Here is a 25,666-nt window from a genome sequence, read left to right on the forward strand (position 1 = left end):
CTATCCGGTTGAACCAAGCGCGTTGGCAATCGCGTTGACGCATTGGAGCAAAGCAAAAAGGTGTTCATCTTCTCCGGGCAATTGCTTGCTTCGGCTGTTACGCCACTTTCGGAGCAACTCTATTTGGGCTTCGTGCAAGTGATTCAGCGCTTCAGCCCTCAAGAGCGTTGAAAAGTAATGATTTTTTCTCCGTTCCTGAAACGGTTTCTTAAGCAAATCCGACAACATCTCGCGGGTCAGGCTTAATTCCGCCATAATTTTGCCCATCATCCGGTCGCGAATCGCCGGATCTTCCACCAAATCGGCATATTTGGCCATGATGCGTTCATCAGTGGCGGCCAGACTCGAATCGAGGTTGGTCACGACGTACCGAACAAACGGATGGTATTTCACCAGCTTGCCCAATTGCTCATATTCGGGTGTATTTTTCGTTTGCATTTCTTTGAGGGTCGATCCCACACCATACCAACTGGTAATGTTGAAGCGCGACTGTGACCAGCTAAACACCCAGGGAATAGCACGCAAATCTTCCATGGTCCGCTTGCCGGTCCGTCGCGCCGGCCGCGAACCAATCTTGCTCGACTCAATCACATCAATTGGGGTGGCCTCGGCAAAAAAGCGAATGAAATCGGAATCGCCAATTAGCTCACGATAAAAGTCGCGCCCGCGCTCACCCAACTTGTGAAAAAGCTCGGCCACCAAGTCATTTTCGCCCGGAAAATGTTTGTGCAAAAGTGTTTGTGCCGTTACGCTGGCCAGCATCAACTCAAGGTTATAGGCGGCATTTACCTTGTGTGCGTATTTTCGCTCGATGGTTTCACCCTGCTCGGTTATCCGCAATTTCCCGTTGATTGATCCCTGGGGTAACGTTTTCACAAACCAGTGCGATGGCCCCGAGCCCCGGCTGATACTGCCGCCGGTACCATGAAAAAAACGGATGATCACGCCATGCTTCTGCCCCACTTTGGTTAGCGCCTGCTGAGCTTCGTGCAAAAACCACGAGCTGGCCAAAATTCCTCCGTCCTTATTACTGTCGCTGTACCCGATCATTACATCCTGGTAAAGCTTTTCGGTTTTATTCCGATCACGCTGGTATTTCAGGCTGTTCATCACCACCGGATGGCTCAGATAATCATCTATAATTTTGGTACTGGTCTGCAAATCTTCAATGGTTTCGAACAGCGGAACTACCGGTAGTCTTGCCGCCAGAAAATCTCCGTATTTCAACGTCATGCCCGCTTCGCGCATAAACAAGTAGACTGTCAGCAAATCTTCCGTATTCCGGGTCATGCTAATAATCAGCTTGCCAATGGATCGGCGACTGTATTTGTTGATGTGATCGCTGACCACCTGGAAACTTTCAATCACGTTACGGGCTTCCTCTCCCGTACCCGAATGATCGACCAAAAAGGGTCGGTTGATTTTCAGCTCGGCATCAAGGAAGGCGCGCTTAGCCTCCGGCGTCGCCTCCATCCGACTTTCCCCGCTCTCTCCGAGCGAGGCCATAACCAGCTGCGAAAGCGCTTTTTCGTGGTACTGGCTGTTTTGCCGGATATCGAGCTGTGCCAGGTGAAACCCAAAAACTTTGAGCAGCCGTTTACAACGGCCTACATCCACCTGCGCCACTTCCGGAATTCCATAATTTTCAAGCTCTTCGGCCAAAAAGTTCAAATCCTCCACCAGCTGGTCCGAGTTTTGGTAACTGTTCTCACGATCTTCCAGCGTCATATTGTATTCCTGACTGAGATCAATCGGCAGTTTATGAAGCAACAGAAGCACGTAAGCCTTAAAAATTTCCTTGTTGTGTTCCTGAAGAATCTGTTTGCCATCCGTTGACAGTTCCTTGGCCAGGTGCGCGACCCGGTCACGAAACGATTTTCCAACTTCCTGGATATCGAGGTAAATGCTGAGTTTTTGAGCCAGTGCAAGCAGCTCTTTTTTCACGATGATAAAGGCATGGATCCGCAACTTATTCAAAGTCATCCGGGTTATTTCGGCGCTCACCAACGGATGGCCGTCGCGGTCTCCCCCAACCCAGTTTCCAAACGACAAGCCGGGAAACAGGTCCGTGTCGTTCAATAAATTGGTATCAAAGCCCGATTCTTTCCAGGCTTGCTTCAGTCGCTTATCCAAAAAGACAACCACATCCGGAAAAACGTCGGTCAAATAATGCAAAATATTATCTAACTCCGATTCAAGCCGGGGTTTTTCAATGTAGATTTCGCCAATATTCCACAGGCGATGAAGAATTTGTTTGATTTCGTCGCGGATGTCTTCGCGCTCTATGCGCGTATACATCCGGTTTTCGCGTTTCACCAACAGTAAATACAACTTACGGTATTCCTGTAGGACTACAGAGCGCTTGGCCTCAGTGGGATGTGCGGTAAGCACGGGCTCAACCAGCACCCCGGGCAAAACATCCAGAATCTGCTTTTCCGAAATCCCTTTTTCTTTTAACATCTGGAAGTTGATGGCCCACAAGCCATTCACACGGCTCATACTTTCTTCTTCCTTAGCGCGACGGCTTTGCACCGCCCCATTGACTTCAACCAGGTTGAGCATCTGGAAACACATGGAGAGCAGGTGAATGTAATCATTGCTCAACAGCAGGTTTTCGGCGGGCTGCCGTGGCGAATTGATCCATGGTATCAGGTTCACCAACTCTTGCTTATCACTTTCGGCTAATACTTCGGCAAAACATTTCAGCAAAAACTCCAAATCATCGTAAGGTTTTCCCAAGGCATTTTGTACTTGCGTGAAGACTGATTTCATATGTTTATCGTTTCTAATTAACTTTGTATAATTCTTCTACTAAACTTCATCGCTTTTTTGTGAACATCGACGTATGGAACTCGCCGATAAACATTCCCTTGGGAGCAAACAGTGGTTTCCATGGCTCGTTTCATCGTCATTTTTTTATTCTTCCAGCAGTTAAACAGCTACAAGGAAGCATCAGTTCAAAAAAAGACGAACTAATCCACGGGCAATCGATAAAGAATTGGCAAACCATCCGCGTCTCAAAAAAACAAAGCCCCCCAATTGCTTGAGAGGCCCGACAATCGTAAGCCGTATTCGCTTACTTTCCACCACTAATCTGCCCGCGAATTTCTCCTCCAGGATACATTACTGTATGCACATTGACGTAGGTCTGTCCCCACTCCATCTTATCAAGAAGATCTTTAAGCTCCATTCCAGCCAAAGCGCCGACGAGGTCGTCTGCTGTAATCTCACCTTCAGCTAAAATCCCGTTCGTTGTTCCGGGAATCAGCTGCGGTGGCGGTCCGGCAGGATACAACCAAGCCACAACCCCTCCACTCGGTATGAGGTGAATGTGTGCCATCCGAACATCTTCAATGTTGGCTACAATCAATTTATAACTGAGCGTTTCTCCATCCTTACTCAGTTGAAAAGTCGCCTGACCGGTAGCCAAGGATTCAACAGGAGGGACTTCCTGATCCGAAGAGAGATGCGCCCTGAAATTCCGCGTCATTTTCATGTGGGCACTTTTTAGTTCAACATCCGTCTGGAAATCTTCCTGCAACTCAGTTTTCTCACACGAAGAAGTAAAGACCAAACTCAAAGCAAGCAAAAACAAATAGACTTTATTCATAACATTAAGATTTAGATGTATTTATAAAGTTCATACTATCTAAACCCATGAAATGTTTCGAATTTAAGATCGAAATATCTTTTTCTTTGTGAGATAAATCGACACAGCATTCAATCCAACAACATACGCCTATCTACCAATGCATTACAAGACTCTTACAGAATGGAATTACTGTTTACTTGGTGAGCATGAGTTCCTATAAGAATGACAGAAGGCATGGGCGGATCGATTCGTTTGAGGTCCGACTCAATTTTTCCCAGACTGGAAGTGAAGAGTTGCTGATCGGGGTGCCCTGCCCGACTAACAATTTGCATGGGCACATCGGCCGGCACATGGCGGCTCATCAATTCGTTCGATAAAAGCACCAGATTTTTCAAGCCCATGTATACCATCACGGGGGCATTGGCTTTGATGATGGCCGCTACTTCATCCATGTTCTCAAAACCCCCATTACGCTTATGCCCGGTGTAAAACAGAGCCATGCTATTCACATTGCGCAGGGTAACGGGGATGTGAAAACAGCTCGCAGCCGCCAAACCCGCTGTAATACCGGGGACCACTTCGACACGGAGGTTTTCCTGTAAACAAAATGCCAATTCTTCGGCTCCCCGCCCAAAAATAAAGGGATCGCCAGCTTTCAGTCTCACCACGCGTTTGCCTTCAGCAGCAAATTGTTTTAGCTGGCGATGAATTTTATCCTGACGTTCGGTTTGATGTTGCCCATCCTGGTAATGCTTGCCGGCGTAAATCTTTTGCGTGTCCGGGCCCGCCAAATCCAGAATGTCGGTTCCATGCAGGGCATCGTATAAGATCACGTCAGCCTGTTCCATCCGCCGTAAAGCACGAACGGTAAGCAACTCAGGATCACCTGGGCCTGCTCCCACAATCGAAATCAAATGTGCATCGGGTTGCCGTTCTGGAATTTGGAATTTGGAATTTGTCATTTATATATTGTTACCCAGGTACCCCAGTGGACACCTGAAATAAGACACGGAAATAGCATTATTCAGCATTAACTAAGTTCAAATAATCCAGCGGGCTTGGGTATTTGAACTCATAATTCAGGACATGGATAAGTTTGCTGCTGTCAACCAGCTTAAAGGGTACCTTTTCACCGCTGAATTCTGGAGCTGGAATGCCCGAAACCTTCGAAGCACGCTCATAAAAATCCTGTCGTGTGGGATGCGCCGGACAGCAGGCATTGAAGGTTTCGCCCCATGCCTCTTGATTGATAATTTTCAAAATGATCCCGATGCAATCGTCCTGATGAATGAGGTTGACAGGCTTCGTGCCACTGACAGCATCAACTTTACGACTCAGGAAGCGCGCCGGATTCCGGTCGGCACCAATCAGCCCGCCAAAGCGCAGCACCGTCGTTTTGAAGTTCCGGTTTTGGGTTAGCAGAAGTTCAGCCATCACCAAGGCTTTTCCCGATGGCTTTTCCGGTAGCAAAACATCCTCCTCGGTCGCCTTTCCTCCCAATTCATTGTAAACTGACGTGGATGAAATAAATAAAACCCGCGGCACCCGGTGTTCTTCAAGCAGGCGAACCAACTGCTTAATTTGAGCCGGGAAAATGGTCTCAATGAAATCAACCCGCCTGGGAGGAATAGCCACGATGACCAAATCGGTATCGAAAAAACGCGGGTCTTTGAGTTGCACTTTTTCTTCATCCAGCGACAGGCAGTATGGTTCGATGCCCGCAGCACTTAATTTCTTGAGTTTCGAACGGGTCGTTACCGAACCTTTCACCTGGATCCCGTCAGCCAATAACTTTTCGGCTAAAGGAAACCCCAGCCAGCCGCAACCTAAGATCGATATTGTTTTCATGCTACTCGCGTCTATTCAATGATTATCCGGTGTTTTGGTTCCGGCTCATTTAGTTTTTCGGTAATTCGTCGGATGGCATATTTCACAAACGACAGTTCTTCCTCCTCATGGGATTCGAGCACTAAGTTAGGAAATTCAGCCCAGGCCGCCTGAGCAGTCCGGTTTCCATTAGCCAAAACCGGTGCTTTGGGCGGCGGAAAATTACCCGAGGCCTTGTAACTCTTGATGGCGCTTTCGCTGAAAAACAGGTAACCGTCAAACATTTCATTCATCATGATTTCGATGGAAGTATTTTTATATACTTCAACCGAATGCCAATCCAACTGGTTCTGATCCAGCAGTTCGGGAAGCGGATTCAAAGATTTGTCACCACGCAGGTAAATCACTTTTGCACCATCCTTCTGATTGACCAGCAATTCGGCCAGCGAATAGGCGTTCAACGATTTTGGGCGAACAACCCTTACGCCACATTTCGTTAGAATCCGCTCTTGTTTTTCGGAAAGGCAATAGACCAAGTCGTCCTTTTTCATGCCTATTTTCAAGGCAAACCGCAAGAGCCAGTGAGCCGCGTAAGAGCTGGTGACCACCCATTTTTTTTCCGAGTTGCCTATCGAATCGAAAAAACGAACATCCGGTCTCCGATAGGTAATCCGAACCAATGGCTGTTCAATAAATTTTATCTGTTCGCTAACCAACCATTTTCGGGTTAACGTTGATAGTTTTCTTCCGATAAATATTGCCGGTAGTTCCATATTTTCAATGTTTAAAATCTTTTCCTTGCTTTGTTTCTGTCACATATTCTTTCCGAATAACGAAATCTCCGAAACCTTCTCCTTCATTCCTGCTCTGAGCATAGTCTGCAATGATCGGTCTTAATTCAGCGAGTATTTCTTCTTCTGAAAGTGTTTCTTTGTAGAGGGTATTCAATCGTGTGCCGTTGAAATTTCCTCCCAAATAGAGGTTGTAATGGCCAAGTGACTTTCCAATAAAACCAATTTCGGCCAGGTAAGGTCTTCCGCAACCATTAGGACAGCCGGTCATTCGAATCACAATTTCCTGTTTGGTCAAATCATGTTCAGCCAAAATCGTTTCAATTTTTTCCATCAGTGTGGGCAGGTAGCGTTCAGCCTCGGCAAAGGCTAGCCCGCAAGTATTCAAGGCCACACAGGCAATTGAATTTTGCCGTAACCCAGACAGTTGAACCGGCCACACGCCATATGTTTTCAAAATGCGGTTCACTTTTTCTTTTTCACTGGTGTTACCAATAATCAAGTTCTGATTGCCGGTCAGGATAAACTGTGCATCGCCTACGCTTTCGGCCACTTCGCGCAAAGCTTTTTTTAACTGAAGGGTTTCGGTATCTTTTACCCGGCCACCTTCAATAAACAAGTTCAGGCTCCACCTTCCATCGGTTCCTTTTTTCCAGCCGTAGCGATCTCCATTACGCGTAAACTCGAAAGGTTTCGCTGGTTGAAGTTCGTAACCCAGATACTTGTTCACCTCAGCTTTAAACCAGTCCAGTCCGTTGCGGTCGATCGTATATTTTAAGCGCGCTTGCTTACGATTGGTGCGGTCGCCGTTGTCTTTCTGCACCAGCACGACCTTTTCTGCCACTTCAATCACCTGCTCGGGTGTGCAAAAGCCAATGACATCGGCAAGGCGCGGATAAGCTTCGGGAATACCAAATGTCGAGCCTAAACCACCTCCGGCTGTTACATTGTAGCCAATCAGCTTTCCTTTTTCTTCAATAGCAATAAATCCCAAATCCTGCGAGAAGATATCCACGTCATTATACGGAGGAATGGCCACGCCAATTTTGAATTTCCGAGGCAGGTAACGATTGCCGTAAATGGGCTCAACCTCGGTTTTGCTGTCTGCCACTTTCTCCTTATCCAACCAAATCTCGTGATAAGCTTTTGTTTGTGGCATCAAGTGAGCCGACAGCGCACCGGCCAACTCATAAACCGCCGCATGCAGCTCCGACTCAGCCGGGTTGGCATGCGACATCACATTACGGTTCACATCACCACAGGCAGCAATCGTGTCCAGCAAAGCCTCATTGATTCCCTGAATGGCAGGCTTCAGTTTCTTTTTGATCACCCCATGCAACTGAAAAGCCTGACGGGTGGTCAACTTCAATGTGCCATTGGCATGCGTATCAGCCAAGCGGTCCATCTGAAGCCATTGCTTTGCACTCGTCACGCCTCCAGGGAGGCGGACCCGAATCAAAAAGGAAAAAGCCGGTTCCAGTTTTTGACGTTTCCGCTCCTTTTCCACGTCACGGTCATGCTGTTGATAAATTCCATGAAATTTCGACAACTGAGTATCATCGGCAGCAATTGCTCCTGTCACCGGGTCAGCCAGGCTTTCGGCCAAGGTTCCCCTAAGGTAATTGCTATCGTATTTTATTTTTTCAACTTCTGCCAGTTTGCTCCAATCAATTGTTTCGCTCATTTTCTCAACTGTTTTTTTGTATTCAAAGCACCCTTGGTATTAATACCTACTACCAATACGCTTTTATACTTATCAATGTTCAAATAAAAATTCAAAAATCTTCTAACGTCTTTGTATCCTTTAATACACGTCGGCCATAAAACGCTTTTCCTTTTTTAGCTTTTTGAAATAGCTGCGGGCTTTTTTATCCGTCATTCCGCCTTGCGTTTTAATGATGTCCAACAAAGTAATCTGGACATCTTTGGCCATATACTTCATATCGCCGCAGAGATAAAAACTGGCGCCATTTTCAAGCCACCGAAACAGTTCTTCTTGCTGCTCTTTGAGTTTATGCTGAACGTAGACCTTCTCTTCCTGATCGCGCGAGAAAGCCAGATCAATCCTTTCGAGAAAACCTTTTTGAAGGTACTTCTGCCATTCAAGCTGGTAAAGAAAGTCAGAAGAAAAGCGCCGCTCGCCAAAGAACAGCCAGCTGTTCCCCTTTTGGTTAGCGGTTTCGCGCTGTTGCAAGAAGGCCCGGTAAGGCGCGATACCGGTTCCGGCTCCAACCATAATAATGGGACTGCCATTGGCAGGCAGCCTAAAATTTGGGTTCTTATCAATGTAAATCAGCACATCGTCATCTACGTCCAAACGGTCGGCTAAAAAAGTAGAACATGCACCATAGCGCTGCCGGCCTTTGTTCTCGTAACGTACGCGTGACACGGTGATGTGTACCTCATCTTCAAAAGCCTTCTGGCTGGACGAGATACTATACAAACGAGGCGGAAGTGGCCGAAGCAAATCCAGAAACTCGGTAGCTGTTAGTTTCGCAGGAAATTCGTGCAACAAATCCAGCACATCGTGACCGAACAGGTAATGATCCAACTTCGCTTCATCGTCAGTGATAGCCTGAACTTCTTTGGAGCCCGTCTTCTCCGCATATTTCTGAATCACATCGCGCGTCAGCAGCGTAATTTCGTAGTGATGCTCCAATGCTTCATTGAAAGGCAATTTGCCGATTCGGGTCTCCACCACTTCATTATCGATAACACCTAAGGTAGAGATGATTTCCTTGACCAATTTGGGTGGGTTTTGAGCAATAACTCCCAAGGCATCGCCAGGTTCGTAATGAATGCCCGAACCCTCCAATGACAGTTCCAGGTGATATACTTCTTTGTCGGATTCGCGACCGGTAATGCGGACTTTATCAAGCACTTTCGACTGAAACGGATTTTTTCTCGAATAAACCTCAGCATCATTTGCCGAGCTCACTTCAGAAACTGCCTGCGTTGGAGTTTCGGGCTGAAATTTTGCCAGTTCGCCCAGCACATCCGTGGTCCATTTAGCGGCATCCTCTTCGTAATCCACATCGCACATCACGATAGGAACCAACTCATTTGCTCCAGCCTTTTTCAGGGCCTGATCGATGTCAATACCCGTTTGGCAAAAAAGTTTGTAACTTTTGTCGCCTAAAGCCAGCACAGAATAGTTCAATCCCTCCAGTTTGGGTGCCCGTTTGCCGGTTATAAACGCATGAAAATCTTCAGCCATTTCTGGCGGTTCTCCTTCGCCGTGGGTACTCACAATCACCAAAAGGTTCTTTTCATCTTTCAAATGCTTAGGATTGTAATCATCCATCGGCTTTAACTGACAAGTGATATTCTGTGTACTTCCTTGTTCGCACAAGGCTTTGGCTAAGGCTTCGCTTCGTCCCGTATGGGTGCCATATAAAATGGTGAGTGGTAATTTCTCTGTGGGAGCTGCCGAATCAAATTGGCCGGCACCAGTTGCCGCGAGCGATCCCAAGGTGGCACTTCCGGCCAGTCCCTGAAAATAGCCGCTCAACCAAATGACCTGCTCCGGCTTTGCGCCCTGGGTTAATTGCTCCAAAGCTTTCAACTGGACTTCGTTTAAGGGGGATAGTTGAATACTCATCTCGTCTAATCTTTATGTGTTTTGGTTTCTAAAAATTCTTTAATCTCATTCCGAATGCGGATCGAGGCATAAACATCTTTGGCATTGGAACTGACCGCTACACGAATATCACCATTCTGATAGATGGCCGGCGATACAAACTGACACAAGGCCGGCTGGTCGTGAATATTTACCAGTATGCCCACTTCCTTGCCGTCGCGGGCAATGTGAGCATCCAGCTCCGGGTTGTTGGTACATGAATAAAACATCAGAAAGCCTTTCAAGTCCGACTTCTCATAAGCCTTGACCGTATAGGGAACACCGCTGTTTTTGATTTCATCACACACCTCGAGGGCAATGACTTCAACATCAGCATCAAATCGTTTCAAAATCTTAATCTTACTCCAGGCCGATTGTCCTCCGCCAATGATCAGGATCTTTTCGCCGGCTATATTGAGCGCTATGGGCAGGTAATTCTTTTCCATTTCTGCTAGATTTGATATTCAATGTCCGAATCGTTCATCCTTCCAAACTTAATTTTATTCCAGGTGCGTTCATGGAAATAATAGAGTACCATTTTAGTAAACAATTCAATACCACCAATGGTAACCGCAAATTCCAATTTTCCAATTACCAACCATGCAATCATGATGGTATCCAGGGTTCCAACAGTCCTCCACGAAATTGTTTTAACTACACTGCGATAAGCCTTATCTCTCATTTTATTCGGATGTTTATAGTTTAAAGCATAAAAAAAGCCCTTCTGGGTTACAGAAGGGCTTTTCCTATGATGTTATTTCAACTTATAATAAGTTCATATCTTTTTCCCCTTCTGCATAAAAAGTCCACAACACATACACATCATAGTACATGTCATATTCATCATTTTATTTACAGAAGTATGGAATTTCATTTCTTTATTCTTAATTCAAAATTTTTAATGCAACCACCAATGACCGATTATACTTCGCTTATGATGGCATTCGGTTCGCCCTGTTTAATTATCCTAGCTTTCCACTTGCATTTCGGTTCAAAAATAGCGACATCTTTTTCAAAACAAAAGCTTTCGAAGTATTTTTTTTCATCAAATCTGCGTCAATAATCATAAACAACTACAAATCAGCCTTTTTAGTTTCAAATTATCAGTAAAAATTATCTTGCAGCTTCAAATTGTAATCCTGGAACCGGTCATGCGTTTCATGAAAAAACATTTTCGGTATGTATTGAGCAACACATGCCGTAGGTTTTGGCCTCAATTTTCTTTAAAACTTTCAAGTTTCGATGAAAAATGTATTTTTGTAGATCAGATCTAATTCAATGGTTAAGACCGGCAAACATATTGGAAGCTTTTTTGTGTGGATGGCCATGCTCGTGATTATGGGGCACAGCATTATCCCGCATCATCATCATACTGATGTGGTGACCTGTCAGCAAAGTTGTGAGCATGAAAACAATACCGAGCGCGATGCTGAACCGGCTTCCGAAGTTGTTTCCCTAACCGGACATCAATGCGAAACATCGCACCAACACGAAGATTGCGAATCGTGCCAGTTTGAAACCTCGGCAACCACTCCCCTTTCGAAAATTGTTGTTCACGATTCGCTTTTTGAAAGCCAAAGGCTTCAACTGGCCGTACTTCCTAAAAGTCCGGTTGTTTATTTTGATTCCTGGTTGAACCACTATTCGTTCGATTTCTCCAAACACACTTCATCGCGCGGACCACCTGCGCTGGGATAATTCTCACCCCTCATCTTTCTACAACGAGTTTGGTTCGGTATCAACTGAGCCAGAATATTAATTTCAAATGAAATGAAAAAAATTATTATCCCATTTTTTATCGTGAGTTGTTTGTTTTTTGGAACCTCATGCACCAACAACCACGATTCGCAAGAACATGATCATAAGGACGAGCTGACGCAAGTGCACACTGATACAGAAGGTGATGATCACGGACATGATCATGAAAACGACGATAACCACAATCACCAGGAAGAAGCTCATGAAGCTGAACAGGAGCACGATGAAACTTATGGCGTAATCGAAATTCGCCCACAGGATTTTCAGGAAGTGATTCATACCAGCGGCAAAATCATGCCAGCGCAAGGCGATGAAATCACGCTAACGGCCACGCATGATGGCGCTGTGGTATTTGGAAGCAAAGCCCTGTTTCCGGGCGAAACGGTAAGTGCAGGCGAAAAGCTGGTAACCATTTCAGGTCGGAGCCTGATTCACGACAACATTGAAACGACCTTTCTGGATGCAAAAACAGCTTACGAAACCGCCAAAGCAAATTATGAGCGGGCCAGACTGCTGAATGAAGACAAAATTACGTCGGACAAAAATTTGGCTGAAATAAAAATGGTATTCGAAAAAGCCAAAAATAATTATGAGATTATCCGGCAAAACTATTCCGCCGGAGGCCAAAATGTAACTGCCCCAACCCATGGCTTTGTTAAAGAAATCCTAGTTACCGAAGGGCAGTTTGTCAATACCGGTCAGCCACTTATAAGAATTACCAAAAACAAGCGACTCGTGGTACAGGCCGACGTTCCGCAGCGCTATTTTTCCATGCTCAGTAAAATCCAATCAGCTAATTTCATTACACCGTATGATCAAAAATTGCACAAATCGGAAGAATTGAACGGCCGGCTGATTTCGTATGGCAAATCGACCGGCGACAATTCGCTTTTCACTCCGATATACTTTGAGGTGGACAACGTGGGTAATTTAATGGCCGGTTCCTTTGTCGAAATCTACCTAAAAACTGTCACCATCCCCAATGCGATCGTAGTACCAAAATCGGCTTTACTTGAAGAAGCCGGCCGCTACTATGTTTTTGCTGAAGGAGAAGAAAACTTTGAGAAGCATTACCTCACGATCGACTGCAACGATGGCGAAAATTATCATATCACCGGGGGGCTGGAGTTGGGTAATCATATAGCCACAAAAAACCCCTACCTGATTAAACTTGCTTCCATGTCCACGTCCTTGCCTGCCCAAAGTCACCAACACTAATCCTGATCGATTATGCTGAATAAAATTATTGAATATTCGCTGCGAAATAAGCTGGTGGTACTCATCATGGCTACGCTAATACTGGGCGCTGGCATTTTTGTTACCACCGAAATGGAGGTAGATGTATTTCCTGACCTGAACGCACCCACGGTTGTCGTTTTAACCGAAGCACACGGCATGGCTCCCGAGGAAGTGGAGCGTCTGGTCACCTTCCCAATCGAAACGGCGGTGAATGGGGCCACCAACATTCGTCGGGTGCGAAGCTCATCAGCTATGGGTTTCTCCATTGTCTGGGTTGAGTTCGACTGGAACATGGACATTTACAACGCCCGGCAGATTGTGAGCGAAAAGCTGGCTACCATTGCCGACCAAATGCCAACCGGAGTTGGTTCGCCTACCCTCGCCCCACAGTCATCAATTATGGGCGAAATCATGATGATTGCCCTAACCTCCAGCCAAACCACCCCAATGGATTTGCGCACGCTGGCAGAATGGAACATCCGCCCGCGCTTGTTATCGGTTGGCGGCGTAGCTCAGGTAGCGATTATCGGGGGCGAATTTAAAGAGTTTCAGATCCTGGCCGATCCCCTAAAAATGAAATTTCACGGAGTTTCCTTTCACGAGCTCATCGATGCGTGCCAGGCTTCAAATGAAAATGTATCAGGCGGTTTTCTGAACGAACATGGGCAGGAATACCTGATCCGCGGTATGGGTCGGAGTAACAACATCGCGGAGATTGGCAACAACCTCATCAAAGTAAAAGATGGCACTCCTATAAAAGTAAACGATGTGGCCACCGTTAAAGTCGGAGCCGCTCCCAAAATAGGCGATGCATCGTACCGGGCTGAAAAGGCCGTGTTGCTAACGATCACCAAACAGCCCAATATCAACACGCTGGAGCTAACTGAGAAAATAAATACCTCGCTGGTTGATTTAAAACAGACCCTGCCATCGGATGTCAAAATTCACACCGATATTTTTGAGCAGGCACAATTCATTCAAACCTCGGTGAACAATGTTCAAAAAGCACTGATCGAAGGCGGCATCTTCGTGATCATCATCCTTTTTGTTTTCCTGATGAACTACCGCACCACCATCATTTCAGTGCTTGCAATTCCGCTCTCCTTACTGGTTGCTGTTTTGGTCATGAAGTGGATGGGAATCTCCATCAATACCATGACCCTTGGAGGAATGACCATTGCCATTGGTTCGCTGGTTGATGACGCCATTATTGATGTGGAAAACGTCTTCAAACGCCTGCGCGAAAACAGCGGCCGGCCGAAAGAGGAACAACGCCCCCATTTCAATGTGATTTACGAAGCATCGGTTGAAATCCGGGCTTCGATTCTAAATGCCACCTTGATTATCATTGTTGCCTTTGTGCCGTTGTTCTTCTTATCAGGCATGGAAGGCCGCATGCTAAAACCGCTTGGAATTGCCTACATCGTTTCGCTGTTCGCCTCTTTGTTTGTGGCTTTAACCGTAATTCCGGTATTGAGCAGTTTCCTGCTGACCAACGAAAAACGCCTGCAAAAACAAGCCCAGGGGAGTCGCATCGAACGCTTTCTACGTCAGCACTATACACAAACGCTGAGCACCGCTTTGAGGCACCGAAAAATCGTGGTTGGTATTTCTGTGGGTTTATTCCTTGTTGCGTTGCTGTTGATCTCCGGTTTCGGACGAAGTTTTCTACCACCCTTCAACGAAGGTTCGCTAACCATCAATACCACCACCATGCCCGGCATCAACCTCGAAGAAAGCAACAAACTGGGCACGATGGCCGAGCAGGCGTTGCTGGACATTCCCGAAATCACTTCCGTTGCCCGTCGAACAGGGCGAGCCGAGATGGCCGAACATGCCTTTGGCGTTAATGTTTCGGAGATTGATGCACCATACGAATTGCTCGACCGGTCGCGCGAAGCATTCTTGCGGGAAGTGCGCGAAAAGCTGAACAGCATCGAAGGAATCACCGTTGAAGTGGGGCAACCCATCAGTCACCGGATTGATGCCATGCTCTCGGGCTCAAAAACCAACATTGCCGTCAAGCTGTTCGGTACCAACCTGAATGAAATGTTTCGGCTGGCGAACCAAATTCGCAGCGAAATTCAAGATTTGGAAGGGATTGGCGACCTGACCGTTGAGCAGCAGATTGAGATTCCGCAGCTTCAGATCAAACCCAACCGGGAAATGCTGGCGCGTTACGGCATCACAATAAATGAATTCCTGGAATTTGTAGATTATGCCTTCGCAGGTGAAAAAATATCCGATGTTTTTGAAAATGAAAGGGCTTTTAACCTCGTGCTGCGTTTTGACGACGCGCACCGCGATCAGATTGAAGCCATCCGGAATGCCTTGATTGACACACCCGACGGACAAAAAATCCCCCTTTACTATGTCGCGGACATTCAATCGACTTTTGGCCCCAGTACCATTGGACGCGAAAATGTGATGCGTAAGATTGTGGTGGCCGTAAACGTAGCCGATCGCGATGTGCGCAGCGTAGTCAACGATATTCAAGACCGGATTGATGAACATATCGTGCTGCCGGAAAACTACCACCTTGAATATGGTGGCCAGTTTGAAAGCGAAGCGGCGGCCAGCCGAATATTGTTGATCGCCTCACTCGGCGCATTGCTCATCATTTTCCTGCTGCTCTATGTCGAATTCAAAAACACGAAACTGGCACTCATCATCCTAATCAACCTGCCACTCGCCCTGATTGGCGGCGTCTTCGCAATCTGGTTCACTTCCGGGGTCATCAGCATTCCGTCCATTATAGGCTTTATCACCTTGTTTGGAATTGCTACCCGAAACGGCATCCTGCTCATCTCCCGATTTCAGAACTTAACAGACCAAGTTGACAGCTTGCAAGATCGTATCATTAAAGGATCGGCTGACCGGCTGAACCCGATTTTAATGACCGCGCTGACTGCGGCTTTGGCACTGATCCCTCTGGCGCTGGCTGGCGAAAAGCCAGGAAACGAAATCCAGAGTCCGATGGCCATCGTTATTTTAGGCGGACTGCTGAGCTCAACATTACTGAACAGCTATGTGGTGCCTATCATCTACTATCTATTTCAGAAAAAACAAGAAGAAAAAACAGCTTTATGAAGATCCTAATGATTATCCTTTCCAGTTTGATATCGACTGCAACCCTTGGCCAACAAAGGGTGAACGATTTTCTAAAACTAGTGGAACAGAACAATAAAGAACTGCTTGCTGCCCGAAAATTATCGGAAGCGGAAAAATCCGGCTTTCAAACCGGGCTCACACCTGACAATCCGACCATCGAGTATGGTCATTTCCCTGGAAACAACCATGTCATTGGCACCAAAACGACCTATGGAATCAGCCAGTCGTTTGATTTTCCAACGGTGTATTCGGCAAAGAAAAAACTGGCTGCCGGCCAAAGTAAACTCAGCGAACTGGAATTTCAGCTTTTCAGGCAAGACAAGCTACTGGAAGCGAAGCTAAAGTTCTACGACTACGCTTTTCTTCTTAAAAAGAAAGCAGAATACCAACGGCGAATGGAGCATTCCACTAAGCTTTACCAATCATATCAAACCAACTTCGACCAGGGAAATACTTCTGTTCTTGACCTGAACAAAGCAAGGCTCCAGAATTTGAAAATCAAAAGCGCCTACCAACTTGTGTTACAAGAACTCGAAAGCGTGCATCAAGAACTGGAATTGCTGGCAGGTGGCACGCTGAATCAGGCAAACGCCATTCAACTGTCCGGCGAGGAGCTACCGCCACTTGTAGCGATTTTGGAAGAAGTTCAGGCCAACCAGCCCGAGCTTATCTATTTGACTCAAGCGCAAAAAGTTGCCGAAATGGATGTCAAACTTAGCAAGCAAGACTGGCTGCCCAATCTGGAGCTCACCTACGAAGGAGAAAAAGTTCCCGAAGGCACCTACCGCGGGGTTCGGGCCGGAATTGCCATCCCCTTGTGGAAAGAAAAGAACACGGTACGCCATGCTCAAGCCCGCGCGTGGTTTGAAGAAAGTCGCTACCAGGCGCGAATCAGTTCGATTTTAAATGAAACAACCAAACACTACCAGCAAGCCGCAGCCTACGACAGTATTCGGCGTGAATATGAAACAACTCTGGAAGAGGCGGCCAACAATATTTTTTTGGACAAGGCTTTGAACCTGGGGCAAATTTCTGTGATCGAGTATTTCAACGAGTTGACCTTCTATTATGAAGCCATGGATGCCTATCTGGAGATTGAAAAGAACTATTACCAGACCTTGGCGAAACTCCAGGCATTCCGGCTATAACAGCTGATCACCAACAAACTTTTTGGTCAAACTTGATTTATGTTAGTCGCTAATTAAAATAATCTTTCTATTTTGGCTCCCTGATTTTGGAATCGAATTGGGATAAGGAAAGAAAAAGGAGAAGGATATGTGGGAGAATGCCCAACACACAAACGGACAGGCAGATTTAGATGAGACAATAGACCAACTAAGGCAACAACTCGAACTTGAAAGAAAAAAAAATGTGGAGCTGACAAGGCAACTCATTCTTTTGGAACAAGGAAAACGAGACTCATCGCGGGAGAATCTATTGAAGCCAAATCATTGGAGTGAACTCGAAATGCCAAAAGAGAGTAACCAACCGATCATGCTTTGGGAAGAAGATTTCTCACCAGCATTTAAGTTTATTTCGGCCTTAAATCGGAGAGGAATTACTGATCTGCGGGACTATTTCCGGTCAAGGCCGGATGAGATGGAAAATTTGCTTCGAAAAATTTCAGTTACTCCCTTAAATCATGTCAGCCAAACCCTTGCTGATTCACGGAAAGCACAAAATCTGCTTGAACTTCTTCATCCAAACACCTTCGAACAGATCATTGATTTCTTTTATGCCATCCAGAAAAAGCAATATTACCTGAACTCGAAAACTTCCTTTCAAACGAAGCATGGGAAAACAGCATTTTTTTCAGCACAACTAACGGTAATTAGTGGCTTCGAGCACGACTACAGCCGGGTAATTGTTGCCGTAACAAATATCACTGAAACCCGGCAGACCGAACTCAAGTTACAGGAAACCAACCGCCAGCTAACCAATTTAATTGGCAACTTGAACGGGATGGTTTATCGATGCCTCTACGACCAAAACTGGACGATGCTTTTCGTGAGTAATCCTGTCGTCGAATTGACGGGCTACCTCTCACAGGAAATTCTTTACAATAATAAGATATCCTATGCACAACTCGTGCACCCCTGCGATTTGGTTCGGGTTTCCAAAACCATTCAAACGGCAGTGGAGTCAGATCAACGGTTCACCGTCGAATACCGGATCAGAACTAAATCCGGCGAAGAAAAATGGGTTTGGGAGCAAGGAATCGGCCTGAAAAATAGGGAGGGAAAACTTGAGATCCTCGAAGGGTGTATATTGGATATTACCGACCGAAAAAATGCTGAAGCGGCAAGAGTGGAAATTGAAGAAAAATTTAAGAAATCATTTCAATTCAGCTCTTCCTTGATCCTGATTTCTACCGCTGACGAACATTCCAGAATACTGGAAGCCAACGAACGGTTTGAACAAGTTACCGGATGGAAAAAGAAAGAGTATTTGAACATGTCAACGCTAGATATAGGAATCTGGGCTGATTTGAAAGACCGGGAAGAATATATCCATTTGCTCAAAACCGAAGGAGCCGTCAAAAACAAAGAATACGATTTTCGCCTAAAATCTGGCGAAGTTCGCAACGGGCTTGTGTCCGGTCAGCTGATGCATTTAAAACAAGGAACTGTAGTACTGGGAATAATTACCGATATTACCGAACAAAAGAATGCCCGGATCAAGTTGGACAATGAGCGTTTACACTTGCGAACCGTTATCGAAACCATTCCTGATTTAATCTGGTTAAAAGACCTTGACGGCAATTACTTGAACTGCAATCCCCGTTTTGAACAGTTCTTTGGTGCCAAAGAAGCCGAAATTATTGGGAAAACCGATTATGATTTTGTGGGTAAGGAACTGGCTGATTCTTTTCGAAAAAATGACTTGGCAGCCATGCACGCTAATCAACCAACTACTAACCTGGAGTGGGTTACCTTTGCAAGCGATGGGCACCGGGCATTTTTGGAAACCGTTAAAACACCCATGCGCGACGCAAATGGCAAGCTGATTGGCGTGTTGGGCATTGCTCGTGACATCACTAAAACCAAGCAGCAAGAGGAAGACCTGCGACTGAGTAAAAACTGGTACAAAGCCATTTTTAACAACACCGGAACAGCCACGTGCATTATTAACAAGGACTCCGAGATTATTTTGATGAACGATATGTTCATGCAATTGACAGGGTACACCGAAACGGATCTGGCAAACAAAGTAAAGTGGATTGAATTTATAGCACCTGAAGATTTGAAACGCATGCAGCAATTTCATCAGGACCGTCGTGAAACCGGGAAAAACCCACCCAAACAATATGAATTCAAGCTGATTAGCAAGCACGGCAACCAGCACCAGATTTTGCTCAACGTCGACCTGATTCCCGGAACAAGCATGTCGGTGGCATCCTTGCTTGACATCAGCATCCGTGTGAAAGCCTTAAATGAACTGAAGCAAAGCCAGGAAAAATACCAGAATTTAGTCGAGAATATCAACGATGTCATTTATGAGCTCGATGGCAATTGGAGGATCACTTACATCAGCCCTTCGGTGCAAGCAGTCACCGGATTCAAACCGGAAAGCTACCTGGGAAAATATTTCATGGAAGTTGTTGTTCCTGAAGATCAAGCCAGCATACAGGAAATTCATATAAAGTTTCTTGAAACTAAAACAATTGGTCCTTTTACCTTCCGCATTCAAACGAAAGACAAGCAATTGGTTTGGATCCGGATCTCCGCACGACCTGTTTTCGAAGGCGGTCAATTCATCGGCTCACGGGGAGTAGCCATGAATGTGACGAAACAAAAAGCCATCGAGGCCGAACTGATTCAAGCCAAGGAAGAAGCAGAACAAGCCAACCATCTGAAATCGGCCTTTTTGGCTACCATGTCGCACGAGCTGCGCACGCCGTTGAACGCTATTATCGGATTTAGCCAACTGATGGATCACACGGTTCCCCAGAAAGACATGATCGAAATGGGCCAGATCATTTTCAACAGTGGAAACCACCTGCTATCCATTATCGAATCCATTCTTAACCTGACCATGCTTCAGTCGCGTCGGGTCAAACGGCGAACGGAAACGTTCTTCCTGAGTGATTTGCAAAAAACCTTGCAGTTTTACCTTGAAAGTGAGCTGAGCAAGCACAAAAAGCCTCAACTAACCAGCCAGTTTCAGCTCCTGGAGGACAGCCAGAAAATTGAACTGACCACCGATAAAACGAGGCTTACCCAACTGCTGACCAACCTCATTGGTAACGCCGTTAAATACTCCGAGAAGGGAGTGATCCGGTACACCTACAAAGTGGAAGATCAAGACATTGTTTTTTGTGTCGAAGATGAAGGAATTGGTATTCCTCCTGATAAACTGGACATCATTTTTGACCGCTTCCGACAGGTTGACGATACCAGCACCCGACGACACGGCGGTGTGGGCCTCGGACTGGCGATCTGCAAAGAGATTGCCGAATTGTTGAAGGGCGACATCTGGGTGGAATCAAAACATAGACAAGGCTCATCGTTCTACTTCCGACTTCCAGGGGTGGTGAAAAAGATTGGTCATTAGTCCTTCGTTAATCCTACAGCCATAGCGGTTCTTCTGAAAGACTAAAATTCATAAAATCCACGATAGGCACATAGAACCAGAAAAAGTTGGTTAATAATTGGTGATTGGATATTTGATCATTCGTTGTGATGACTGGAACTGACCTTTTGCGGCTTTTTAGGGGAATGCCTGATCCGCCAGTGGGTGGACAGACTCAAAACCCGGAACTCAAATCACATAGCCGATCAAAACTCCAGCGTGAGCTGAACCGCTTCCTGATGTGGTTCATCAAAGTTGGAAATCGTGAGCCCCAGTAAACGGACACCTTTAACAAAAGGATCCTCATTCTTGAGCAACTGCATGGCAGTTTGGTGCAACACAACCTCTGAGTCAAGCTTACCAATCAGGGTTTTGCTGCGGGTGATTTGCTCAAAATCGGAAAACTTAATTTTCAGCGTCAAGGTGCGGCCGTACTTTTGGGCCCGCTCCAAGCGCCGCCAAAGCTCCTGCTCAATTTTTAGCATTTGCTCGGTCAAATCGCGCAGCAAATAATAGTCGGTTCCAAAGGTGCGCTCAGCGCCCAGCGACTTGCGTTCGCGCGAGGAAATCACCGGGCGGTCATCAATGCCCCTAACGATGTTGAAATAGTACAGGCCTGACTTGCCGAACTGCCTGATCAATTCCTGCTGGCCGAGCAGTTTGAGGTCGGCCCCAAAGTAGATGCCTTGCCGATTCAGCTTTTCAGCCGTCACCTTACCAATGCCAAAGAATTTACGCACCTCCAGTTTATCAATAAACGTTTCGGCCTCAGCCGGTGTAATTACAAACAAGCCATCCGGCTTTTTCTCGTCCGAAGCAATCTTAGCCAGAAATTTGCAATAAGAAACCCCGGCCGATGCCGTGAGCCCGGTTTCGGCCTTAATACGCTGCTTGATTTCGCGGGCTATCAGCGTAGCCGAAGGTTTGCCCTTTTTAACGAAAGTCACATCCAAAAAAGCTTCATCGAGCGAAAGCGGCTCCACCCGATCAGTGTACTCGAAAAATATCTCCCGGATCTGTTGGCTCACTGCCTTGTACTTTTCGAAGTTGCCCCGCACAAAAATCAGATCGGGACACCGGCGCCTGGCTACCACCGACGGCATCGCCGACTTCACCCCAAACCGACGTGCCTCATAGCTGGCAGCAGCTACCACACCCCGGTTCGAGTCGCCACCAACCACCACCGGCTTACCACGCAAGTCAGGGTTGTCGCGCTGCTCAACCGATGCGTAGAACGCGTCCATATCTACGTGAATGATTTTGCGTGCGGGTGCCTCCATTTTCTAATTCTTTGATCCCAAGAACCAGTCAAAAGTAGGAAAAATTACAGATCCTAACTTTTTCGACGTTCAAGATCTCAAAAATTTCGAGATCCTGGTCTTTCAAACGGATCTATAGGAAGTCGCTATTCCGCTGTTGAGTTAGTCTTTAACCCGGCTAAAAGCCAATGTTCTCACCATCCAGTCGGGCAGTGATTTTTTCGGGTCTCTTCCCTTGAGATTCATGAACCAGCCAAACTTTTCTATAATTGGAAGTTTATGCGTCTCCACAAACTCAATGGGTGTACCATCCGGATCGGAAATGTAGGAGAAATGCCCGGCAGCAGTACCCATATCAAAACTATCGGCGCTGTTTACGGTAAAGGGAAAGCCTTTTTGTTCGCATTCGTCTTTTAACAAATCCATGCCAACAATGTCGAAGCACAGGTGGATGTATCCGAGTTCGCCCCAGATGCGATCCTGGTAAATCTTCTTGGGGTGCCTGTCAATTGGCTGGATTAGTTCAATTTGTGTTGGCCCCAACAACTTGCTAAACGGGCCAGTTCGAGGCTTGTGCTTCAATAAAACACGCCGGTATTTTTGTTCTCCGCCTGGCAGGCCCTCCAGATCAACAAACTGGCCGACGTCATCAAAAACCACTTGGTCATAACGAAGAATATCAACATAAACTTTTTTGGCTTCTTCCATATCCGACACGCCAATCACCACACCGGCCACACCGCCGGTAACGGACTTTTGCTTCCAATAGTGATTTTCTTCTTCGACCACCTCAAAAATGTTATTATAAGGATCGCGGAGGTAATAGTGCCAATGATCTTGCGGGTCACGAGTCAATTTGCCCAAAATATCCAATCCTTTAGCCTGGTGTTCTTCAAACGCTTTCTGAACATTCCGGCACTTCATTTTACAGATGAATATACCCGTGTCGCCCAACTGAACGTCAAAAACAGGGGGTTTTGGTGCGATGTTGGTGTGCTGCCAGATTTCAAATCCACCGCCACCTTCCATGTTCATGGCCAAGGCAGCATAGCGGTCACATTGCTGTCCATTGGTGTAGGGCAGCATGAGTTTAGCCGTCGCGGTATCTTCAAACACGTTGATGTCCATTCCAAATACGTCCCGATACCATCTCCACGCCTCTTGCGCGTTTTTCACTCCAATTCCGACTTGTTGAATGCCACAAATATTCTTTTCCATATCATCTTCTATTTTCGTGAAGCTTTTTATGCTAGTTCTTGATTTTTGTAATGAGTCGATGAAACAAAGCCGGCAAAAAACGTCGGATGTACACCATAGCAATTTCCTTTTTTCCAACCAACAGCTCCTTTCTGTCGTGCTTTATCGCACGTACAATCTGCTCAGCACATCGATCGGCAGGCAATCCATTGGCCTGCCCGTCATCCATTTTATTGTATGACTGCCCATCTTTTGTCAGCGCATTTCGGGAGATGTTGGTTTTAATACGCCCGGGAGAAACAATGGTAACCTGAATATGATCATGGACCAACTCTGCCCGCAATGCTTCGAAATAGCCCTGAACGGCATGCTTAGAAGCTGAATAAGCTGTCCTCATGGGAACCCCAAATTTGCCGGTAACACTGCTCACCACCACCAGGTGCCCTGACTGCCTTTTCAGCATGTGTGGCAAGACCAATTTGGTGAGCGCCACCACACCAAAGAAATTGATCTCCATGATATCCCGGTCATTCCGAAGAGGCGTTTCCCGGGCCAGTGAGCGTTGGCTGCGTCCGGCATTATTGATCAAGATATCTATCTGTCCAGCTTGTTCCAGTACAACGGAGACCAGCTCATCCAACTGCTCGATGGCGGTCAGGTCCATTGCCTGAACCCAGCATTTTGGAGTGAATTGCAGGCAGCGGATTTTTACTTCCTCGAGCTTCGCGGCGTTTCGCCCCGAAAGCACCAGAAATGCTCCCTCTCTGGCCATTGCATAAGCCACCGCTTCTCCTATTCCGGATGATGCACCCGTGATCCAGACCACCTTTTCTTTAAGACACTTCATCGGTAAACACTAAGTTTAACAATTAGAAATTTTCACCTTAAGCTAGTTCTCTTCCTTCATCAACCAGTAAAGGCCTTTTACACCGATTCGGATATCGTCGAGCTTCAACAATACAAAAATCTTTTCGATGTAAGCAATCACTCCCCAGCCAATGGCCAGGTAATACATCCAGGGATAAAACCCGAAAACAAACAGCACGAAAAAAAAGATGCTTTGCACGTATCCGGCCGAAACCGCAGAGTAAAGGTGCAAGCCGGGTATTTTTCCAAAGCGGTAAAAAGCCACCAGATAACTCAAAACAAATACAGAAAGAAACAAATATAAGAACCACGCGTGAGGAGCAATATCTGTCCATTTAAAAATAAACAAGCCAAGCAGTGCCATGGCGTAAGTGAAAATATCGGCCAGGTTGTCGAGCGCTGCTCCAAAATTGGTTTGAAGCTTATAGATCCGTGCAATATTTCCATCAAGCACATCGCTGACTAAACTGATACACAAAAGCACGACAAACCAGCTCTCGCGACCGGTAAGCGCCATAAACAGGATGACTGGAAAAACAAGAAGCCGGTAAAGGCTGATCAGGTTGGGAACATTCAAGACATTTTCCCCATTGACTTGTATTTGTTTCATTTTGAGTTTTTAAGATTCTTGCAATGTATTTATTAAGGTGCTGGGGGATTGGAAACGCGCCTCGATCTGTCGATAAAGTTAAACTGCAAACCCCAGTTTTTGCTTCCCCTTTTTGTCAGACAAGCTGACAATAAAATAGCGAAGCATGCTTTCGATTGCCTGTTCATCAACCTCATTATTGATCCCAGCCATCACCGAATCCAGATTCTTGGTGTCGAAGGTCAGGTTGGTTTCGGCATAACCAATGGTGAATGACATGCCTTTGGAAATGATTCGTTCAAAGGCATCCATCTCGGATTTGGCCAACCCTTTGACAGGAACTATTTGAATGGGCAGAAGCGCATTGAGACTATCGGCAATCAGCCTGTTCTTGATTGAATTCTTTGCCACAAAATTCATAACTACCGGCACCTGTTCAGTTTCCACGGTTCGCACCAAAAAATTAACTGCGGTGTCAATGGGAATCAGATTTTGTGTTGAATCCGGATCAACGCCAACCCGTATTGTTTTATTAGGGTAGCGTTTAGCCAGGCTGTATACCCGTTTTGCAAAATCGAAAATTCCGTAATCTGTTTTGGTCACCCCCGTTTCACTGTGTCCGACAACTTGAGACAGGCGCAAGATGTAGCCGTTTAAACCGGCTTCATCCCGATATTTGTTTATGATGTTTTCAGCCAATCGTTTCGACTGTTCATAGTAATTTCTGAAACTTGATATTTCGGCATCCGGATAAAATTTTTCTTCAAACAGGCCGGTAAATTTTCCGCACGAATAGGCGGTACTGATAAAGAAAAATCGGGAGTCTTGTCCGGTATTTTTTAGAAATACCTGAATGGAATTCTCAAGTCCTTTGAGGTTGGTTTTAAAGATTTCAGTCTTCGATCGGGAGTCGTATTTCAAGCTGGCCGCAAAATGCAAATAATCCACCTGCCCGTCAAAAATCTGAGTCAACTCATTGACAGGAATTGCAAGGTTTTCGTCATCCAAACCATAACCATATACCTTCAGATTCTTGGTAGCCACCCGTTCTCCGCCATTCATTTCCACAAGCATCGTATGCATCCTTTCTTCCGGCGAATGCTTGTTTGCTCTGACAAAGGCAATCACCTCATAATCGTTTAAAAGCAGTTGATTGATAAAATTAGCCGCAACATACCCATTTGCTCCATTAATAATTATTTTTCTCATGCTTCTTATTTTTATTCTTTTGTCTCCACGTGTCTT

19 protein-coding genes are annotated in these 25,666 nt (G+C 46.1%); 5 read left to right on the top strand and 14 right to left on the bottom strand.

Translation table 11 applies throughout. The features are described 5' to 3' along the window. The 9 genes from AAC033_RS02305 to AAC033_RS02345 all read right to left on the bottom strand — a co-directional run bounded on the left by AAC033_RS02305 (position 1) and on the right by AAC033_RS02345 (position 10,511). A complete protein-coding gene (locus AAC033_RS02305) occupies positions 1–2,772 on the bottom strand; it encodes a phosphoenolpyruvate carboxylase (protein WP_339734946.1) in 2,772 nt (923 codons plus the stop codon). 304 nt (positions 2,773–3,076) lie between these two features. Beyond that, the gene (locus AAC033_RS02310; protein ID WP_339734948.1) at positions 3,077–3,610 is read right to left on the bottom strand and encodes a CHRD domain-containing protein; all 534 of its coding nucleotides are present in this window, start codon (positions 3,608–3,610) and stop codon (positions 3,077–3,079) included. Positions 3,611–3,765: 155 nt separating this feature from the next. Continuing rightward, a complete protein-coding gene (gene cobA / locus AAC033_RS02315) occupies positions 3,766–4,554 on the bottom strand; it encodes a uroporphyrinogen-III C-methyltransferase (RefSeq protein WP_339734949.1) in 789 nt (262 codons plus the stop codon). 58 nt (positions 4,555–4,612) lie between these two features. Beyond that, on the bottom strand, positions 4,613–5,440 hold the full coding sequence (locus tag AAC033_RS02320; protein WP_339734951.1) for an SDR family oxidoreductase: 828 nt from the start codon (positions 5,438–5,440) through the stop codon (positions 4,613–4,615). A gap of 11 nt (positions 5,441–5,451) precedes the next feature. Then, entirely contained in the window at positions 5,452–6,192 is a 741-nt protein-coding gene (locus AAC033_RS02325; RefSeq protein ID WP_339734953.1) for a uroporphyrinogen-III synthase, read from the bottom strand. A gap of 4 nt (positions 6,193–6,196) precedes the next feature. Next, a complete protein-coding gene (gene cysI / locus AAC033_RS02330) occupies positions 6,197–7,894 on the bottom strand; it encodes an assimilatory sulfite reductase (NADPH) hemoprotein subunit (RefSeq protein WP_339734955.1) in 1,698 nt (565 codons plus the stop codon). A gap of 120 nt (positions 7,895–8,014) precedes the next feature. After that, positions 8,015–9,811: an assimilatory sulfite reductase (NADPH) flavoprotein subunit gene (locus AAC033_RS02335; RefSeq protein ID WP_339734958.1), complete on the bottom strand. Its 1,797-nt coding sequence runs from the start codon at positions 9,809–9,811 to the stop codon at positions 8,015–8,017. A gap of 5 nt (positions 9,812–9,816) precedes the next feature. Next, positions 9,817–10,275: a bifunctional precorrin-2 dehydrogenase/sirohydrochlorin ferrochelatase gene (locus AAC033_RS02340; RefSeq protein WP_339734961.1), complete on the bottom strand. Its 459-nt coding sequence runs from the start codon at positions 10,273–10,275 to the stop codon at positions 9,817–9,819. Between the two features lie 5 nt (positions 10,276–10,280). Then, complete coding sequence (locus tag AAC033_RS02345; RefSeq protein WP_339734963.1) at positions 10,281–10,511, bottom strand: DUF2061 domain-containing protein; 231 nt, start codon at positions 10,509–10,511, stop codon at positions 10,281–10,283. A 596-nt stretch (positions 10,512–11,107) separates the two neighbouring features. Here AAC033_RS02345 and AAC033_RS02350 point away from each other — a divergent pair. The 5 genes from AAC033_RS02350 (at position 11,108) to AAC033_RS02370 (ending at position 20,491) form a co-directional block, all read left to right on the top strand. Next, a complete protein-coding gene (locus AAC033_RS02350; RefSeq protein WP_339734965.1) occupies positions 11,108–11,527 on the top strand; it encodes a hypothetical protein in 420 nt (139 codons plus the stop codon). Between the two features lie 72 nt (positions 11,528–11,599). After that, a complete protein-coding gene (locus AAC033_RS02355; RefSeq protein ID WP_339734968.1) occupies positions 11,600–12,805 on the top strand; it encodes an efflux RND transporter periplasmic adaptor subunit in 1,206 nt (401 codons plus the stop codon). Between the two features lie 12 nt (positions 12,806–12,817). After that, a complete protein-coding gene (locus AAC033_RS02360; protein WP_339734970.1) occupies positions 12,818–15,916 on the top strand; it encodes an efflux RND transporter permease subunit in 3,099 nt (1,032 codons plus the stop codon). Next, positions 15,913–17,085, top strand: coding sequence for a TolC family protein (locus AAC033_RS02365; RefSeq protein ID WP_339734972.1), 1,173 nt, complete (start codon positions 15,913–15,915; stop codon positions 17,083–17,085). Before AAC033_RS02360 ends, AAC033_RS02365 begins: the two co-directional genes overlap by 4 nt. 127 nt (positions 17,086–17,212) lie before the next feature. Then, entirely contained in the window at positions 17,213–20,491 is a 3,279-nt protein-coding gene (locus tag AAC033_RS02370) for a PAS domain S-box protein (protein ID WP_339734974.1), read from the top strand. A gap of 224 nt (positions 20,492–20,715) precedes the next feature. On the opposite strand, the gene dinB is transcribed toward AAC033_RS02370, so the two are convergent. The 5 genes from dinB to AAC033_RS02395 form a co-directional block, all read right to left on the bottom strand. Continuing rightward, positions 20,716–21,789 (bottom strand): DNA polymerase IV, encoded by a 1,074-nt coding sequence (dinB, locus tag AAC033_RS02375; RefSeq protein ID WP_339734976.1) that lies wholly within the window; start codon positions 21,787–21,789, stop codon positions 20,716–20,718. A gap of 141 nt (positions 21,790–21,930) precedes the next feature. Next, on the bottom strand, positions 21,931–22,986 hold the full coding sequence (locus AAC033_RS02380; protein WP_339734978.1) for a VOC family protein: 1,056 nt from the start codon (positions 22,984–22,986) through the stop codon (positions 21,931–21,933). 31 nt (positions 22,987–23,017) lie between these two features. Next, positions 23,018–23,812 (bottom strand): SDR family oxidoreductase, encoded by a 795-nt coding sequence (locus AAC033_RS02385; protein WP_339734980.1) that lies wholly within the window; start codon positions 23,810–23,812, stop codon positions 23,018–23,020. A 42-nt stretch (positions 23,813–23,854) separates the two neighbouring features. Further along, positions 23,855–24,442 (bottom strand): CDP-alcohol phosphatidyltransferase family protein, encoded by a 588-nt coding sequence (locus AAC033_RS02390; RefSeq protein WP_339734982.1) that lies wholly within the window; start codon positions 24,440–24,442, stop codon positions 23,855–23,857. A gap of 78 nt (positions 24,443–24,520) precedes the next feature. Beyond that, positions 24,521–25,630 (bottom strand): SDR family oxidoreductase, encoded by a 1,110-nt coding sequence (locus AAC033_RS02395; RefSeq protein ID WP_339734984.1) that lies wholly within the window; start codon positions 25,628–25,630, stop codon positions 24,521–24,523. Positions 25,631–25,666: the final 36 nt, after the last annotated feature.

It is taken from the genome of uncultured Sunxiuqinia sp., from assembly GCF_963974515.1.
GTDB lineage: Bacteria > Bacteroidota > Bacteroidia > Bacteroidales > Prolixibacteraceae > Sunxiuqinia.